The 16,923-nt window shown below is 44.0% G+C and carries 16 protein-coding genes; 10 read left to right on the top strand and 6 right to left on the bottom strand.

Features of this window, described 5'->3' with window-relative positions; genetic code table 11:
- The 4 genes from IM676_RS10395 to IM676_RS10380 form a co-directional block, all read left to right on the top strand.
- Window positions 1–225 (top strand): hypothetical protein (locus IM676_RS10395; protein WP_200986858.1); only part of this gene is annotated, 225 nt, incomplete at its 5' end.
- A gap of 718 nt (window positions 226–943) precedes the next feature.
- On the top strand, window positions 944–1,381 hold the full coding sequence (locus IM676_RS10390) for an Hsp20/alpha crystallin family protein (RefSeq protein ID WP_200986857.1): 438 nt from the start codon (window positions 944–946) through the stop codon (window positions 1,379–1,381).
- Between the two features lie 145 nt (window positions 1,382–1,526).
- Window positions 1,527–2,720 carry an NAD(P)/FAD-dependent oxidoreductase gene (locus IM676_RS10385; protein WP_200986856.1) on the top strand — a complete coding sequence of 398 codons (1,194 nt, stop codon included), beginning with the start codon at window positions 1,527–1,529 and terminating at the stop codon, window positions 2,718–2,720.
- 55 nt (window positions 2,721–2,775) lie between these two features.
- The gene (locus IM676_RS10380) at window positions 2,776–3,489 is read left to right on the top strand and encodes an HAD-IA family hydrolase (RefSeq protein WP_200986854.1); all 714 of its coding nucleotides are present in this window, start codon (window positions 2,776–2,778) and stop codon (window positions 3,487–3,489) included.
- Here IM676_RS10380 and IM676_RS10375 read toward each other — a convergent pair.
- Together IM676_RS10375 and folK are read right to left on the bottom strand one after the other, a co-directional pair.
- On the bottom strand, window positions 3,481–4,029 hold the full coding sequence (locus IM676_RS10375) for an NUDIX hydrolase (RefSeq protein ID WP_200986852.1): 549 nt from the start codon (window positions 4,027–4,029) through the stop codon (window positions 3,481–3,483). The two genes, IM676_RS10380 and IM676_RS10375, sit on opposite strands and share 9 nt — an antisense overlap.
- 69 nt (window positions 4,030–4,098) lie before the next feature.
- A complete protein-coding gene (gene folK, locus IM676_RS10370; RefSeq protein ID WP_200986851.1) occupies window positions 4,099–4,608 on the bottom strand; it encodes a 2-amino-4-hydroxy-6-hydroxymethyldihydropteridine diphosphokinase in 510 nt (169 codons plus the stop codon).
- A gap of 56 nt (window positions 4,609–4,664) precedes the next feature.
- On the opposite strand from folK, the gene IM676_RS10365 reads away from it, so the two are divergent.
- Complete coding sequence (locus IM676_RS10365; protein WP_200990159.1) at window positions 4,665–7,196, top strand: sigma 54-interacting transcriptional regulator; 2,532 nt, start codon at window positions 4,665–4,667, stop codon at window positions 7,194–7,196.
- Between the two features lie 45 nt (window positions 7,197–7,241).
- Here IM676_RS10365 and IM676_RS10360 read toward each other — a convergent pair whose 3' ends face one another.
- The 3 genes from IM676_RS10360 to rsmH form a co-directional block, all read right to left on the bottom strand.
- Window positions 7,242–7,718: an orange carotenoid protein N-terminal domain-containing protein gene (locus tag IM676_RS10360; protein ID WP_200986850.1), complete on the bottom strand. Its 477-nt coding sequence runs from the start codon at window positions 7,716–7,718 to the stop codon at window positions 7,242–7,244.
- A gap of 50 nt (window positions 7,719–7,768) precedes the next feature.
- The gene (locus tag IM676_RS10355; RefSeq protein WP_200986849.1) at window positions 7,769–7,939 is read right to left on the bottom strand and encodes a high light inducible protein; all 171 of its coding nucleotides are present in this window, start codon (window positions 7,937–7,939) and stop codon (window positions 7,769–7,771) included.
- Between the two features lie 111 nt (window positions 7,940–8,050).
- Entirely contained in the window at window positions 8,051–8,935 is an 885-nt protein-coding gene (gene rsmH / locus IM676_RS10350; protein WP_200986847.1) for a 16S rRNA (cytosine(1402)-N(4))-methyltransferase RsmH, read from the bottom strand.
- A 206-nt stretch (window positions 8,936–9,141) separates the two neighbouring features.
- Between rsmH and IM676_RS10345 the strand changes: the two genes are divergently transcribed.
- From IM676_RS10345 to IM676_RS10325, 5 genes are all read left to right on the top strand, one after another.
- On the top strand, window positions 9,142–10,326 hold the full coding sequence (locus tag IM676_RS10345) for an NAD(P)H-quinone oxidoreductase subunit H (RefSeq protein WP_200986845.1): 1,185 nt from the start codon (window positions 9,142–9,144) through the stop codon (window positions 10,324–10,326).
- A gap of 405 nt (window positions 10,327–10,731) precedes the next feature.
- A complete protein-coding gene (locus IM676_RS10340; protein WP_200990158.1) occupies window positions 10,732–12,990 on the top strand; it encodes a transglycosylase domain-containing protein in 2,259 nt (752 codons plus the stop codon).
- Between the two features lie 246 nt (window positions 12,991–13,236).
- Window positions 13,237–14,259 (top strand): tetratricopeptide repeat protein, encoded by a 1,023-nt coding sequence (locus tag IM676_RS10335; RefSeq protein ID WP_200986843.1) that lies wholly within the window; start codon window positions 13,237–13,239, stop codon window positions 14,257–14,259.
- A gap of 575 nt (window positions 14,260–14,834) precedes the next feature.
- Complete coding sequence (locus IM676_RS10330) at window positions 14,835–15,371, top strand: J domain-containing protein (RefSeq protein WP_200986842.1); 537 nt, start codon at window positions 14,835–14,837, stop codon at window positions 15,369–15,371.
- A gap of 41 nt (window positions 15,372–15,412) precedes the next feature.
- Entirely contained in the window at window positions 15,413–15,679 is a 267-nt protein-coding gene (locus tag IM676_RS10325) for a DUF3143 domain-containing protein (protein WP_200986840.1), read from the top strand.
- Window positions 15,680–15,763: 84 nt separating this feature from the next.
- Here IM676_RS10325 and IM676_RS10320 read toward each other — a convergent pair whose 3' ends face one another.
- Window positions 15,764–16,852, bottom strand: a complete 1,089-nt coding sequence (locus IM676_RS10320; protein WP_200986838.1) for a glycosyltransferase family 4 protein — start codon at window positions 16,850–16,852, stop codon at window positions 15,764–15,766.
- Window positions 16,853–16,923 lie beyond the last annotated feature (71 nt).

Genomic DNA, 16,923 nt, shown 5'->3' with positions numbered 1-16,923 from the left:
CTTAATTTATTCCCAGTCAACAGTCAACAGTCAACAGTCAACAGTCAACAGTCAACAGTCAACAGTCAACAGTCAACAGTCAACCGTCAACAGTCAACAGTCAACCGTCAACCGTCAACAATCAACAATCAACAGTCAACAGTCAACAATCAACAATCAACAGTGCTGGAAATATTAAGTTTAGTATCAAAGTCAGGTACTCTTGATTTAACAGTGATATATTAATAAGTGAAGCTAAATAGCTTCCCTGGCAGATTCAACAGCCAATGTTCAGTTCACAAAGAGGTAAAAACGCTGTTATCTAATTATCTGTCTCGTCAACCGAACACAACACCCAACTGGAAAGCTGATATTTCCTCAGATTGGTAAACAGGGGGATATGCCACTGATAGTTAAATCAGGGTCACCCTAGATAGTCTGATAAATGAGAGGAAATAATAAGGTGAGTAGCAGATTGGGTGTTGTTGTGTCTAAGAGGATGTTTGGAAAGTATTAAACAGGTAATTTTTATCTTAGGGAACACCGGAACAGGGAACAGGGAACAGGGAACAGGGAACACCGGAAGGATTAAGAAGGATTGGGAAGGATTGGGAAGGATTGGCGAACACGCAAAAAACAATCAAATCCAGTCCCCTCCCCTTACAAGGGGAGGGTTAGGGTGGGGTCAAACAATATTCGATACACTAATCATAACTTTTAAAACATCCTCTCAAGAAGTCAGGGATATAATCCTGTTGGATACTCTGGTAATTTCGGTTTACCGCACCTAAAAAATAGAGAAAACCCTAACATTTATTGTCGCCAAATTATGGGCGGTAATCATCAATTATGCCGTCGTAAGAACCGAATTTACAGAAATTGTTATCCTCCATATTATTTAAATTAAGCACTAAGACAAGTGCAAAATAAATTAAAGAAAAACTACTTAATCGGAGGAATATTTATGTTAGTTCGCTGGAATCCCTGGATGGAAATCGGTACTCTCCACCGTGAAATTAATAGCCTACTTGAAGAAACCAAAGCACCATCTAGACTATTTGAAAGAGGTTTCCATAAAGTTCCTGCTGCGGAAATATCCGAAACCGATGACGCAGTTAATGTCAAGCTAGAAATACCAGGAATGGACACCAAAGACCTGGATATACAAGTTACAGAAGACACCGTTTATATTACTGGTGAGCGCAAATCGGAAACTAAAACCGAAAATAAAGGTGTCAGCAAGAGTGAATTTTATTACGGTAAATTCCAACGGGCGATTTCTCTACCTACCCTGGTACAAAATCATAAAGTTAGTGCGGAATACAAGGATGGTATTTTGCATCTAACATTACCCAAAGCTGAAGAAGAAAAGAAAAAAGTTGTCAAGGTAAATCTGCAATAATCCCTGGGTGCTAATTTCCCTCTTCTACCTCCTCCTGCAATCAATTTCAACTGAAAAGCCTGGTAATGAGCGCAACTAGGCTTTTTTTGTTTATTGAACATTTATTGATTACACTGAAGTTAGTATTGATGAACCTATAGGAGCCATGACTCAACCAACTTCTAGAATATGTATATTGGGTGGAGGCTTTGGTGGTCTCTATACCGCTCTGCGCTTAAGTCAGTTACCCTGGGAAAAGGGGGAAAAACCGGAAATTGTCTTAGTTGACCAAGGCGATCGCTTTATATTTTTACCATTACTGTACGAATTACTCACAGGGGAAATGCAGACCTGGGAAATTGCGCCCCCCTTTGAGGAGCTTTTACAAGATACAGGGGTACGTTTTTACCAAGGTGTGGTGTCGGGAATTGACACGGAGCAAAAACGGGTACAGTTACAGGATGGCCCAGAAATTCCCTATGACAGATTAGTATTAGCTTTGGGTGGAGAAACACCCCTAGATATGGTTCCCGGAGCCACATCTTACGCTTATCCATTCCGCAATCTTACGGACGCTTACCGGTTAGAAGAACGTTTGCGAGTCTTAGAAGAATCCGACGCGGATAAAATTCGCGTCGCCATTGTTGGCGCTGGTTACAGTGGTGTAGAGTTAGCCTGTAAACTCGCAGATAGATTAGGGAAAAGGGGACGTTTCCGCCTGATTGAAATCGGTGATCAAATTTTACGCACCTCTCCAGAATTTAACCGCCAAGCTGCTACCAAAGCCTTAGAAGCCAAGCAGGTATTTCTAGACTTAGAAACCAAGGTAGAATCAATTGGTGAAGATACCATTTCCCTAGAATATAAAAGTCAAGTAGATACAATTCCTGTAGATTTAGTGATTTGGACTGTGGGAACCAGAGTAGCAACCGTAGTCCGCACCCTGAATTTAAAGCAAAATCAGCGCTGTCAAATCACAACTACACCCACCTTACAAGTCTTAGAACATCCAGAAATTTTTGCTTTGGGAGACTTAGCAGACTGTCGTGATGCTGAGGGTCAACAAGTCCCCGCTACAGCCCAAGTTGCTTTTCAACAAGCTGATTATACTGCTTGGAATATCTGGGCTTCTCTGACTAATCGCCCTTTACTTAGTTTCCGTTACCAGCAATTAGGGGAAATGATGGCCTTGGGTAAAGATAATGCTACCCTCACCGGTTTAGGTGTGAAATTAGATGGGACTTTGGCATATGTTGCTCGTCGTCTGGCTTATCTCTATCGGATGCCGAGTTTAGATCATCAACTCAAAGTCGGTTTTAATTGGCTAGTTCGTCCTATCATAGATACACTATCACACTAGTATCTGGTATCCTCATCCATAACTCAAATCTCATATTTATAATTCATTTACCAGGATGGAACGACCAAAAGTTATTTTTTTAGATGCTGTGGGTACGCTGTTCGGCGTTAAAGGCAGTGTAGGGGAAATTTATAGTCAAATAGCCCAGGAATTTGAGGTAGAAGTTTCCCCAGAAGCATTGAATACCGCCTTTAAACAAAGCTTCGCCGCTTCCCCTCCACCTATATTTCCTGATGGACAAGATGATCTTTCCCAGCATGAGTTTGATTGGTGGCAAAAAATTGTCTACAATACTTTTGAAAGTGCGGGGGTGATCTCAGAATTTGCTGATTTTTCGGCTTTTTTTGGTGAACTGTATATTCACTTTGGCACTGGGGAACCTTGGTTAGTTTATCCTGATGTCCTGTCATCTTTGAACAAATGGCAAGAACAGGGTATTCAGTTAGGTGTGATCTCTAATTTTGATTCCCGAATTTACTCAGTCTTACAAAGTTTGGAGTTGAGTAGTTATTTTACATCTATTACCATTTCTACTCAAGCGGGTTTTGCTAAACCTGACCCGAAAATTTTTGCCATGGCTTTAGCAAAACATCATTGTCCCCCTGGAGCCGCTTGGCACATTGGTGATAGTGTGAAGGAGGACTATCAAGGCGCTAAAGCTGCTGGTTTAAGAGGTATTTGGATTAATCGCGAACAAGCTGCAAAGCCTGAACCTGAAGAGGCTAGCCCCTCTCCTGACCCAGAAGAGGAGGAAACCCTATCACAGTAAAAAGGGTCGGGCTAGGATAAAACTAGAAATTGTTTTAGCATCTATAGCCTCTCCCTGAAGAATAGCTTTCTCTAGTTCTTCGGGAGTTAATAATACAGTCTCGATGTCCTCATCTTCATCTTTTTTGGGGGGGGTTTCTAGCTTTTCTAAGTCTCGCGCCAGAAAAGCATAAATAATTTCATCAGAATAACCGGGGGCGAGGAAAAATTCCCCTAATCTATCCCATTTCTGAGCGCTATAACCTGTTTCTTCCTCAATTTCCCGTTGTATCGTCTTCAGGGGATCTTCGTTGATTTCTACTGTCCCAGCGGGAAACTCTAATATTCTTCTTTGAATTGCAAACCGATACTGGCGCACCAGTACCAGTTTACCTGTTTTTGTTATGGGTACAGCTAAGGCTCCGCCGGGGTGACGAATGCATTCCCATTCCCCTTCGGCTTGATTGGGTAAACGCAGACGATTGACTTCAAAGTCAAACTTGCGACCTTTATAAAACAAGCATTGTTTTAGTAGCTGTGGTAATTCTCTACCTAATGGCATAGTAAATTTATTTTATATCTGGATACATATACAAACGGCGGCGAACAAAAACCGTATATTTTTTAGTTATTACTTCTGACATAACACTACATCGGCACAGTCTACCTGTTTGACTATATCTTTAATCATACTCCCAGAAGTAGGCTCTACCCAATGGGGCGCAATTTCAACCAGTGGTACTAACACAAAAGCCCTAGTCACCATGCGGGGGTGAGGAATCTGGAGTTGGGGCGTGTCTATGATCAGGTCATCATATAATAACAAATCTAAATCCAGCGATCGCGCACCCCAGCGCTGTTGACGCACCCGCCCAAATTTTGCTTCCGTAGCCAATAAGGTCTCTAATAATAAATCTGGTGACATTTGCACCCGGAAAATGGCACAACCATTTAAATAATCTGGTTGGGGTGGTCCCACAGCTTTAGTACGATACCAACTAGATTGAGCTTCTAGCTTCATCCCCGGTGTGTTGGCTAATGTCTCTATAGCTGCTGTTAAAATTTTATAGGAATCGCCAATATTACTACCCAGAGCAATGGCACTAAGTTTACCTGGTTTTTTGATGATTGAGTTAAGCATTTGTATTGTATGATATTAACATCAGCCTTCTGTGCATTTGAGGAGAACCGAATATGGTGACATCTCCAGAAATAGTTATATGGCTACAAGAACGCACAACTTTAGGAATTCTCGCCCCCGGAGTGCTAGATGCGATCGCCCAAGCAGTGGAGGAAAAAGTTTTACCCGCGGGAAATACTTTAGTTAGTGAAGGAACTTACCCCCAAGCCCTTTATATTCTACAACAGGGTCAACTGCAAGCTCAGACTGGGAATCAAAATTACTCAGACATTTCCCTAACTCAAAATGGCGCCATCATTCTCCTGCGGGAATTGCTCCTCAATGAATTAACCCCTAACACAATTACCACCGTGACTGAATGTCATTTGTGGGTAATATCTGCAATTAAATTTCGCTCATTAGTCGCCCAATACCCAGAAATCAGCCAGGCTTTTTCCCGGTTACTAGCTCAACAACTGGCTGAGGTCAAATCTGCACTTTTGTATGTACAAGAACGTAATCTGGCTTTGCGTCCATATCTGGTAACCAAAGCCCAAAGGGGAATTGTCGGTACTAGTCGCTATGCTGTACGTCTACGAGACCAAATTAGAGTCGCAGCCACCACTAACCAATCTGTACAAATTTTCGGCGAACCAGGTTTAGACAAAGATAATATAGCCGCCCTCATTCACTACGGTTCACCCCAACGGCGAGAACCCCTTATTAAGCTCAACTGTGGAATGATTACCCCCAGTGGGGTGGATTTGTGGGGTCGTGCAGGTGGGAAACCCGGACTAATAGAATGGCTAGGGGAAGGTACTCTAGTTTTGAACAACATCCAAGAATTACCACCGGAATTATTACCCTCTATAGTCAAGTTGCTGGAAACAGGGAAATATACTCCCGTCGCTTCTGCGGGAGAACCACATCCTCAACCTCAAGACTGCAAAGCCCGGGTGATGATTATTGCTGAAAAAACTCAGCCGGATATTCAACGGTGGGTTGGTCTGACGATTAAAGTACCACCCCTAAGGGTACGAAAAACAGATATTCAAAAACAAGTAGAATATTACACCAGTCTTTATGTTCGCGCTAGAGGTCTGACTAAACCCCAAATTACCCCAGAAGCTCTACGTCGTTTACAGTCATACGATTTCCCCGGTAATCTCAAAGAACTACAAAATATTGTAGAACGGGCTATTGTCCAGCTGGGTGATGGACGAGAGTTGACAGAAGAACTATTTTGGTCTGCTCAAACCCAGAAAAAGCAATTACGTCTCAATCTTTTGAATGCTTATCCGGGGTTGCGGAAATTTCTCCGCAGTCCTTGGTGGCCAAATCGGATTAATTATGGTTTGACCGTGGCGGCGTTTCCTGTGATGATTGCTATTTTATTCCTTGGACCGCAAACACGCGATCGCAATTTGGTTTTAAATTTCTTTTGGGCTTGGTGGTGGCCTTTCTTCCTATTTCTCTTCCCCTTTTTAGGTCGGATCTGGTGTTCTGTCTGTCCTTTTATGATCTATGGGGAAATTACGCAAAAAATTTCTCTCTGGTTGTTTCCCAGACAACTGAAAACCTGGCCAAGGCAAAAAGCGGAAAAATGGGGCGGATGGTTGATGTTTGCACTATTTACCCTGATTTTCCTCTGGGAGGAAATCTGGGACTTACAAAATACAGCTTATCTTTCCGCTTGTTTGCTACTGTTAATTACCGCAGGGGCGATGATTTTCTCAGCCATTTGGGAACGGCGGTTTTGGTGTCGCTATCTCTGCCCCATTGGTGGTATGAATGGTTTATTTGCTAAACTCTCCATGACGGAACTACGGGCGCAACAGGGTATCTGTTCTGCTGGTTGTACAACTTACCAATGTTACAAAGGTGGTCCCCAAAAGGGGGAAGGTATGGAAACTAATGGCTGTCCGTTATATTCTCACCCGGCACAGTTGTTAGATAATCGTGACTGTGTACTGTGTATGACCTGTCTCAAAGCTTGTCCCCATCGTTCTGTAGAGTTCAATTTGCGTCTCCCTGCTGTGGAACTGTGGACAACCCACACACCCCGCAGCTATGAAGTGGCGTTATTATGTTTGCTCTTGGGTGGGGTGTATCTCCACCGCTTACCAGAGTTACAATCTTGGTTAGGGTTACAAATCGATTTAAGTATATTTTGGCAACACTTGGGACTTTCTGTCATAACTTTGATGTTCCCGACTGCTGTAGTTTTTGCTGCTTACGCCTTAATGCAGTTAACTAAATTTGGCCGCAAACCTCGACCATTTGTGCAACTTACCTATGGTTACCTACCATTGGTACTGGGGGGTAACTTAGCTCATTATTTGCGCCTGGGTTTGGGTGAAGCTGGACGGATTTTACCGGTCAGTTTTGCTACTTTTGGCTTAGAGGGGGAGAAATTACCGATTTTGGTGGCTCATCCGGCTGTAATTGAGTTTTTGCAGGGTACAACTCTGGTTTTTTCAGTTCTATTCACGATCATATTAACTCAAAAAATAGCCCGCCAACCCATGGCAGCTCTGTTTTGGCAACATTTAGCTACTCTTGCTTTGGCGGTGAGTATGTGGATAATTATCGTGGGTTCTTCTTACTGACATACTCCTGTAGGAGTATGTCGTATATTTTCATCCTGAGATGTTTTACTCAGTGAAAGGGTCTACGCCCATGTTGGCTACAGAATTACGCAGGACTGTGATTTGTTGACCAAAATCAAGTTCCTTGATAGATTCTAGCACCTGTACTACATCCCGAGAAGGTTGATAGTTTGGTGGCATGGGCGCGACGAAACCTTGAACCATCAACTCTGATAATTCAAACCAGAAAGCTAATTTAGTGTTAATGCTCCAAATTCCATAGGAACGGCTAATTGGTGTATTTCTTTTCCCAGCTAAGTCTCGCATCACTTCTAACTGTTGAGAGTGAGACATCTGCTTAATTTGATTGAGTACACCCTCTGCAAACTGCATCCGCGCAGCACCTGGAGCAGCTGGGGTAATAGAACGACCCATTTCTGTATATACGTACCACAGGAGTGCTAATTGGTCATCTACACTCAGGGATTTAAATAATTGAGTAGCACTTAGTACGCTATTTTCTAACTGTGAAATCGCGTTCATATTTTTACTTAAAACTTTTGCTAAGTTGTGCAACTGCTGAAAGTTAAATCTTAGAGGATACCCCAAAAGTGGAGAAAGCCCTTACCAGTAAATACTTCAATTAAAGCAGCAGCTGAAAAACCAATCATTGCTAAACGACCGTTCCAATTTTCGGTTTGGGTAGTGAATCCCCAATTCCACGCGTTACGGTTTTCTGGAGCTGGTGTAGTTGTAGTTTTCATCTTGAATCACCGGAATAGGACTTAACAGAGGTTTTTCTTTCCCCTATTAAGCAATGTAACACATATTTTAAATAATGTAACGAAAACTTGCAAAGAAGTTCTAAATAGTATTCATAGCCTCTGAGCTATTCTCAACTTAGCGGAACGCGATCGCGGATTCTGAGCTAATTCAGCCTCATTAGCAGTAATTGGTTTTTTAGTCAAGACCTGTAACAAAGGAGAATTGCGTAAATCATGCTTAACCGGGCGGTCTTCCAGACTGTGAAAACTGATAATGGCAATTCGGCCACCGGGAACCAGAGAAGGGGGAGCCTGCTGCAAAAAAGTAGCCAAAGACCGTAACTCATCATTAACCACAATGCGCAAAGCCTGAAAAACACGGGTAGCTGGATGAATCCGACCATAACGGTATTGACGGGGGACAGCAGAGGCGATCGCCTCTGCCAATTCCGTAGTAGTGTGAAATGGTCGTCTTTCCACAATGCGCCTGGCGATGCGGCGGGATAAACGTTCCTCACCGAACTTAAAGAAAATATCTGCTAATTCCGCCTCATCCCACTGATTAATCACATCAGCTGCGGTTAAAGATTGGCCTTGGTTCATGCGCATATCCAGATTAGCAGTGTGGCGAAAGCTAAAACCCCGTTCTGGCCGGTCTAAATGGTAAGAACTCACACCCAAATCAGCCAGGATACCATCAAAAGAGTGGGGAGTATATTGATAAGATGAGAAATTGCCCAGAACAAACTCCACGCGATCGCCAAACTCAGCCAAGTGCTTTTGGGCTGCTAGCAGAGCATCCTGATCTTGGTCAATAGCCGTTAACCGCACATCGGTAGCAGCTTGCAAAATCAAGCGACTGTGACCACCACCGCCTACGGTTGCATCCAAATAATGGCCGCCAGGACGTATGGCCAACCCTGAAATCACCTCTTGGCTTAAAACTGGCACGTGAAGAAATTCAGCGCCTACAATCCCCTGAATCTCAAGCTCCATATAATAATAGTTGAAGAAGTGAAACAAATTGAAACATCAAGTAAAATCCCCTCGCTCGCTGCCACCCCTCTCCAACATACTCTGTATGGGTCATAGATGTAGACGCTTCTAGAGCGACTTCTCAAAACTATTTCCCTGACAAACTGATTTTGGTGGGTATCATGCGGTTGAAGTTGAAATTTTCATAATGGGAGAACAAGGAACTTATGGCCAGACTAGAAACCCGCACCGAGCCCATGGTGCTGAATATGGGGCCACATCACCCCTCCATGCACGGGGTTCTGCGGTTAATTGTGACATTGGACGGGGAGGATGTAGTTGATTGTGAACCGGTGATCGGCTATTTACATCGGGGAATGGAAAAAATTGCCGAGAACCGGACAACTGTCATGTACGTCCCCTACGTCAGTCGGTGGGACTACGCCGCCGGTATGTTTAACGAAGCAGTCACCGTGAACGCCCCGGAACAATTAGCAGGTATAGCCGTACCCAAACGCGCCAGCTACATTCGGGTGATCATGTTAGAACTCAACCGAATTGCTAACCACTTATTGTGGTTTGGCCCCTTTCTGGCGGATGTGGGGGCGCAAACACCCTTCTTCTACCAGTTCCGAGAACGGGAAATGATTTATGATTTGTGGGAAGCTGCTACCGGATACCGGATGGTAAACCACAACTATTTCCGTGTCGGGGGCGTTGCAGTTGATTTACCCTATGGTTGGGTTGACAAGTGCTTAGATTTCTGTGACTATTTCCTCCCCAAAGTTGACGAGTATGAACGTTTGGTGACCAATAACCCCATCTTTCGCCGGCGGATTGAGGGTATTGGTACCATCACCCGAGAACAAGCCATTAACTGGGGATTATCCGGGCCAATGTTACGCGGATCTGGGGTGAAATGGGACTTACGCAAAGTTGACCATTACGAGTCCTACGACGATTTTGATTGGGATGTGCAATGGGAAACCGCCGGGGATTGTTTAGCCCGTTACATGGTGCGGATGCGGGAAATGCGCGAATCTGTGAAGATTATTCGCCAAGCAATTCAAGGACTACCAGGGGGACCCTATGAAAACCTGGAAGCCAAGCGCATGGCGGAGGGGAAAAAATCTGAGTGGTATGGCTTTGATTATCAATACATCGCTAAGAAAGTTGCACCTACTTTTAAAATGCCTAAGGGGGAAATCTATTCCCGTGTGGAAAGCGGTAAAGGTGAACTAGGAATTTATCTTGTCGGTGATGATAATGGCTTCCCCTGGCGCTGGAAAATTCGCGCTGCTGATTTCAATAACCTGCAAATTGTCCCGGAACTCCTACGAGGGATGAAAGTTGCAGATATTGTGGTGATTCTCGGTAGTGTTGATGTGATCATGGGATCTGTTGATAGATAGTAGACCGGAGGAGGGATTGGAGATTAGTTTCCACCTCCTATCCCTCCTCCCAGACTGAGGAGGTAGGGGGTAGCTCACAAGGGTAGGTTTTTTACACTGAGATTTATAATGGGGAAAGACAAGCCAGACAAAAAACAATAAAATCCAGTCCCCTCCCCTTACAAGGGGAGGGTTAGGCTGGGGTAAAACAATACTTGGATTTATTACTGAATTGAGTTGACCATTTGTATCATGGTATGATGCCGTAAAATTCCTGTGATTAACCCCCAAAATTTACCATAGTGGAGCAGTTTCAATAACTAATTAATACCACGGACTCTACACAAGGAGGAAAAATCGTTGATTCATGGTGATCATGAGCAAAAAGAGGGAGGAGCAAATGACAGCCCACTACCTAGAAGATTGATGAATAGTTTTTCCTATGGTATCACCAGTTTATTAAGCAGTAACAGACGCTTTTATCGTCGCGTCTGGTTCTGGGTGAGTTTAGGTATAAGTGGTGGCATAGGCGTGACAGTGATCAGTGTGCAATATTTCATTAGCACCATAGATCAAGGCTTACCTGATAAATCAGGACTGCAAGTTACCACCAGAGCGCAAACCCTGACTATCAGAGCCGTTGACGGCACCATATTACAACAAGAAGGGGAAGCCACCAGAGAAAGACTCAGATTTGAGGAAATACCTGAGCAACTCAAACAAGCTTTTATCGCCTCAGAAGATAGAAGATTTGCCAAACACAATGGTATTGATTTACAAGGAATTCTCAGAGCATCTGTAAACAACTTGCGATCGCAGCGGATCGTTGAAGGTGGTAGCACCATCACCCAACAGCTAGCCAAAATTATCTTCCTACAACCAGAACGGACAATCTGGCGCAAACTGCAAGAAATGCGTTTGGCGCATAAAATGGAGCAAGAATTAACCAAAGAGCAAATTATAGAACGTTACCTCAATTTAGTTTATTTAGGCTCAGGGGCTTATGGTGTAGCAGATGCGGCCTGGGTATACTTCAGTAAAAGTGTAGATGAACTCACCCTAGCAGAAGCAGCCATGCTGGCGGGATTAGCTCCTGCGCCAAGTTTATACTCACCCATTGAAAATCCGACAACGGCTATACAGAGGCGAAATATCGTCTTACAGCGAATGTATGAAGATAAATTAATTACAGCCGATGACAGAAAAGCCTCTAGTATAGAGCCGCTCAACCTCAACACCAGGTCTCCTAAACGTCTAGAGGTAAAATTTCCCTACTTTACCAGTTACATCCGGCAAGAATTACCTAAGTATGTTCCTCCCGAAGTCCTGAAAGCAGGAGGACTAGTAGTAGAAACTACTCTGAATCCCCAGTTACAGGAAGCAGCAGAAGCTACAATAGCTCGAACCATAAGTAATCAAGGTCGGTGGCAAAATTTTAATCAAGGAGCCATGGTAGCCATTGACCCCCGCAATGGTGAAATTCATGCCATGGTGGGAGGAAAAGACTTTAGTAAAAATCAGTTTAATCGGGTTACCCAAGCCCAGCGCCAGCCAGGCTCAACATTTAAGGGGTTCGTCTATGCAGCGGCCATCGCCACTGGTAAAAGCCCGAACGACCGCTACCTAGATACACCTTTTGTGATTAATGGCTATGAACCACAAAACTATGATAGAAGGTTTCGGGGTTCCATGACCATTACAGATGCTCTGACCCGTTCCACTAATGTGGTTGCAGTCAAACTGCTCCTGGATGTAGGATTCGAGCCAATTATTAATACTGCCCGCAATTTGGGAATTAAATCTACCCTGCAGCCCACCTATTCTTTGGCTCTGGGTGCAAGTGAAGTGAATCTACTGGAGTTAACTAACGCCTATGGTAGCTTGGCAAATCAGGGATTATACGTAGAAGCCCATGGCATTCGCCGCATCCTCAACCGTGAACAAGAGGTGGTTTGGTCTAGTGATTTCCAGCAGCGACGGGTTTTTGACCCCACTAGTGCAGCGATTACCACCTGGATGTTAGGTAGAACTGTGCGTTCAGGTACTGGTGGCCCTGCCCAATTAAGAGATAGACCAGTGGCTGGGAAAACTGGCACATCTGAGCAATACCGCGATTTGTGGTTTATTGGCTACATTCCCCAAATGGTCACAGGGGTTTGGTTGGGTAATGATGATGACAGCCCGACTGCAGGAGACAGTGGTACTGCTGCTAGCAGCTGGCGGGGATTTATGAAAAAGGCAGTCGAGGGAATACCTGTAGAACAGTTTCCCCAAAAACCTCAACTACAAGGTCGTGTCGGTAGTATTAAGGCACAGCCGATTAAGGCCAAATCAGTCAGGAACCGTTCTGTTGTCGCCGGGGAGCGGGCTATTTCCCCCACCTCTAACGTGAGAAGAAGACACACAAGAGTAAGAAGAGGTTCTCAGCCAGAAACAACCAATTCACCGGGGAATGTATCTCCTACTCCCAGAAGGACTAGAAGAGTATCATCAGATAGGGAGGGCAGAACTACTGTGAGCCCTTCATCACCCCCGCCGTCACGGACTAGAACAGTACCATCAGATAGGGAGCGTAGAACTACTGTGAGTCCTTCATCCACTCCTAGGACTTCTTCTACTTCTCCATCGCCCCAACAACCCTCTTGGAGAGAAAGACTCAGACCTGGCTCTTCTTCGTCCAATTAGAGACGGGTCTGATGGCGATCGCCTCCCCCGATCTAGTGAAAACCCTGGGATGGAAACCTTGAGAAGATAAATATTGGTTAGGATATCAATTAAGTAATCTTATTTCTAGGGATATATTTTTTTATGGCAATGGTCTTTACTTTTTATCTCTAAAGGGAGAAAATAACCACTAACTGAATATTGGGAATCCTCTTGAGGTGCATTCCCAACCCTTGCCAATTCATCGCAGAGTGTAACCGGGGTCAGATGACGCAAGCTTTTAATCGAGTCCAAGAATGGGAACAACGCCGTAATCAAGCTAACCGCTACTATCAGCAAGGCCAGTTTCAAGAATATCTGAATTTTGCCACCGAGAATTTACAGTTAGCTCGAGCTATCCCAGACAGAGCTAGGGAAGGCCATACATTAAATGATGTCGGTTTGGCTTATCTGAGTTGTTGTCAACCTTTACAAGCTTTAGAGTGTTTTGAGCAAGCGCTGTTGGTGGCTGAGGAAATTGGTAACAGACGCGCCTCAGCGATCGCCTTGAGTAATCTGGGCTCTACTTACAGCCGTCTGGGGCGATTGTCACGAGCGGTAGAGTATTTTGACCAGGCTTTACACATCTTTAGAGATTTACAAGATATTCCAGGAGAGGTTTCTACTCTCAATGATGTGGCACTGATTTACACTAAGTTGGGACAACCTAAGCGCTCCCTGTTGCTACATTACCAAATTTTGGCTATGCGCCGCTCACTCGGAGATTTTTCCGGGGAAGCAACTACCCTCAATGGTATTGGTTATGCTTACAGCACATTAGGACAGTATGACCAAGCTTTAGAATTTCTCCAAGCTGCACTCCCCATTCAACGCGCTGTTAAAAATGTGGTGGCCGAAGCTACGACTTTAAATAATATTGCTTCTGTCTATGGTGATTTGGGGGAACCAAAAAAGGCTCTGTTACTTTACTATCAGGTTTTGTTGACCCGTCGGGCAATCAATGACCGGGCCGGAGAAGGGACAACCCTACATAATATTGGTTTTACCTATGGTATATTGAGGAGTTATCGTCAGGCTATGAAATACTATCAGCAGGCGATCGCCATTTATCAACAAGTTGGCGACTCTCTGGGAGAAATTTCGGCGCTGCTGAGTATGGGTCAATTTTACGCTCGGACTAAACGCAAAAAGTTAGCTTTCACTTACTATCACAATGCTCAAGATTTGGCCCAAGCGATCGCCTCGGAGCCACTGTTGAAAAAGATCCAGCAGTTTTTGGATGCTCTGTAACTTATTCCCTCCTGAGTCAGGAGGGGTCAACTTTGACTTCTCCCCTGGATAGAATCACAGGGGATTCTAAACTGATGTTGCTACGCGGTCTGAAGACACGCTACGCAAAGTTTACGATATTATTTATAGCAACCGCCAAGGTGGTTAGGACATAAACAGAAGATAAAACCATTGAACTTGAAGCGTTTCAAGGCTTCCCCCTGCCCCCTGCCCCCTGCCCCCTGCTATATTTAAAAATTTGAATAAATAATATCGTTGTGGCACAGTCAAAATGCCCTACCCACCTCGGCTAAAAATAAATCTAGCTGTGTGGCTACTTAAGGAAAACATCTTTTGGGTTTTTCACCATATTTGTGGATGCTTTTTTATCCTAACTAATCAGAAATGCCTTGTAAATAAGTTTTTTGTAGTCAGGATACGACAGGGTAAATCCTGTTGAGTCGCTTTTCATCCCCTCGCTAAAGCGCAGGGGTTCTCACGCTCCCACTATATTTTGATAGCTATATTACCAGGAATTACCCCAACAAAAGTTCTAGAATATAGAAAACTGAATTTGAGCAAAGTGAATCACAGCCGTGAGTCAAAACGGGAAACACCGACAAATCAGCCAAAATATAACCTATTATGCCCTGTTAGGGTTGCATCCCTCGGCATCAGTCATTGAGATTCGGCGGGCTTATTTGCAACTGAGTAAACAGTATCATCCAGATACTACAGAATTACCGCCTACAGTTGCTACGGCTAAATTTCAGCAAATTAATGAAGCCTACGCCACTCTCAGTAATCCCGAACGGCGTTTGAGTTATGATGTCAAAATCGGCTATTCTCGGTTTGGGGTGATTCAAGCACCGACGGATTTAAACCATCCCGTCCGTAAACCCTATGATTTCTCAAAGTCCATGTATCTCGATGCTAGCGATCGCCCCTTGTCAGCAGGAGAAATTTTTGCATTATTTGTGTTAGGCTTAACCATTGTGGGTTGTGTGTTAGTCGCTATCGCCGTAGCTGTGATTCGTGGTGAACCCAGCATACCAACCCCACTTAGTCAACCACAGATAACCCATATTTCTCAAATCCCGACTTCCCCAGAAATCAAGATGATTAAATCATAAATTTCAAGTTGTAAATTTGCAGTTGTTTTTCTGATTTTACTATGCTTAGTGCCGATACACCTTTATATAGTCATCCTCTCCCACAAATTGAACAGTGGCTGAAAAACCAAGGCTGTCAACAGGATGAAACCCTGCTACACTGTTGGCATGTAAAACGTGCCGATTGGCAAGCTCAACTGTGGCTTGATATTGAGGAAATTATAGTCAGGTATATCAAATCTGGCGAAAATCAGCAAGACATCCAGCGATCGTTTAAATATTCCCTGAGTCGGGAAGATATAGAACAAGCGGTGTTTTCTGGTCCATAACATTCCTCTCCAATGGTAGGTAATTGGTAATTGGTCATGGGTGAAAATACATACCCATGCTCAACTACCTAAAAATCAACCATCTCAGAAATTACTGTTCATACCCAGACTAACTACACCTGGGATTTGATCATGTTTGGTAGATTGTCCTGCGAGAATTTGCTGATAAACTGCTTCATAACCATCAGTCATATTTTGCAGGCTAAAGTGATGATTAACATACTCTCGGCAAACATGGCGGTCTAACTGTCTTACCTGATCAAGAGCTTGAATAAAATCACCAACCTTATTGCACAGGAACCCTGTTTTTCCATGCTTAATGATCTCGACAGTAGACCCTAGTTTCATCCCAATCACTGGCGTACCCGCTGCCATTGACTCTACCATAACTAGCCCAAAAGGCTCTCGCCAAGTGATGGGGAAAAGAGTTGCTACCGCACCCCCCATGAGGGCATTTTTTTCCACATGGTTGGCTTCACCAAGATACTCTATTTGTTGACCATCAATGTGTGGCTTGACTTTTTGCTCAAAGTATTCTTTGTCAACTGCATCTATTTTACCAGCAATTTTCAAATGCCAACCGGTTTTTTGCGCAATGGCGATCGCTAGGTGTGTACCCTTTTCTGGAGATATCCGACCTAAAAACGCCAAGTATGGCGGGTTATCCGGTTGGGGATGGAATTTGTAACTATTAACATCAATCCCATTGTAAACCGTTGCTACATAATTTAACCCTAACCTGAGATCCCTCTGAGCCTGGGAAATACTCACAAAAGGTTGATGTTTAGCATATTGAAACATTTTTTCATTATCAGGGGTAAAAATCCCATGCAATGTGTGCAACGTAGGTGTTTTAATCAGATTGGCATAGGGTAGTGCTGAACAGCAGACGTGGGAATGAATAATATCAAACTCCTCAGCTCGCTCATAGACAAAGCCTAGTTGTAACATTTCGTATATATTCGGTTCCTTGACCTCGGGGTCAAGACGTAAAGCACGGGGATGAACTGATACTAGCTTGGCCAGGGTAATAGAATCTCCTGAAGCAAATAGCGTCACTTCATGTCCCCGGCGAACTAATTCATCAGTTAGTAGTCCCACAACTAACTCTATACCGCCATATGCTGGAGGGGGTACTCTCTCGATTAATGGCGCAACTTGAGCAATTCGCATTACACAACTCCTGCAAAATCAGATGAAACGAGATATCTATCTGCTGTTTCATAAGTGCCTATAAAGGATTT

Source organism: Anabaenopsis elenkinii CCIBt3563 (genome assembly GCF_015245355.1).
In the GTDB taxonomy this organism is placed as follows: Bacteria; Cyanobacteriota; Cyanobacteriia; order Cyanobacteriales; family Nostocaceae; genus Anabaenopsis; species Anabaenopsis elenkinii.
Note: the sequence above shows the minus strand (reverse complement) of the source record. Positions and strands in the feature narration are given on the sequence as shown.

Coding starts and splice junctions, on each gene's coding strand:
- IM676_RS10390 (WP_200986857.1), top strand. CDS start 944: ATGTTAGTTCGCTGGAATCCCTGGATGGAAATCGGTACTCTCCACCGT.
- IM676_RS10385 (WP_200986856.1), top strand. CDS start 1,527: ATGACTCAACCAACTTCTAGAATATGTATATTGGGTGGAGGCTTTGGT.
- IM676_RS10380 (WP_200986854.1), top strand. CDS start 2,776: ATGGAACGACCAAAAGTTATTTTTTTAGATGCTGTGGGTACGCTGTTC.
- IM676_RS10375 (WP_200986852.1), bottom strand. CDS start 4,029: ATGCCATTAGGTAGAGAATTACCACAGCTACTAAAACAATGCTTGTTT.
- folK (WP_200986851.1), bottom strand. CDS start 4,608: ATGCTTAACTCAATCATCAAAAAACCAGGTAAACTTAGTGCCATTGCT.
- IM676_RS10360 (WP_200986850.1), bottom strand. CDS start 7,718: ATGAACGCGATTTCACAGTTAGAAAATAGCGTACTAAGTGCTACTCAA.
- IM676_RS10355 (WP_200986849.1), bottom strand. CDS start 7,939: ATGAAAACTACAACTACACCAGCTCCAGAAAACCGTAACGCGTGGAAT.
- rsmH (WP_200986847.1), bottom strand. CDS start 8,935: ATGGAGCTTGAGATTCAGGGGATTGTAGGCGCTGAATTTCTTCACGTG.
- IM676_RS10345 (WP_200986845.1), top strand. CDS start 9,142: ATGGCCAGACTAGAAACCCGCACCGAGCCCATGGTGCTGAATATGGGG.
- IM676_RS10340 (WP_200990158.1), top strand. CDS start 10,732: ATGAATAGTTTTTCCTATGGTATCACCAGTTTATTAAGCAGTAACAGA.
- IM676_RS10335 (WP_200986843.1), top strand. CDS start 13,237: ATGACGCAAGCTTTTAATCGAGTCCAAGAATGGGAACAACGCCGTAAT.
- IM676_RS10325 (WP_200986840.1), top strand. CDS start 15,413: ATGCTTAGTGCCGATACACCTTTATATAGTCATCCTCTCCCACAAATT.
- IM676_RS10320 (WP_200986838.1), bottom strand. CDS start 16,852: ATGCGAATTGCTCAAGTTGCGCCATTAATCGAGAGAGTACCCCCTCCA.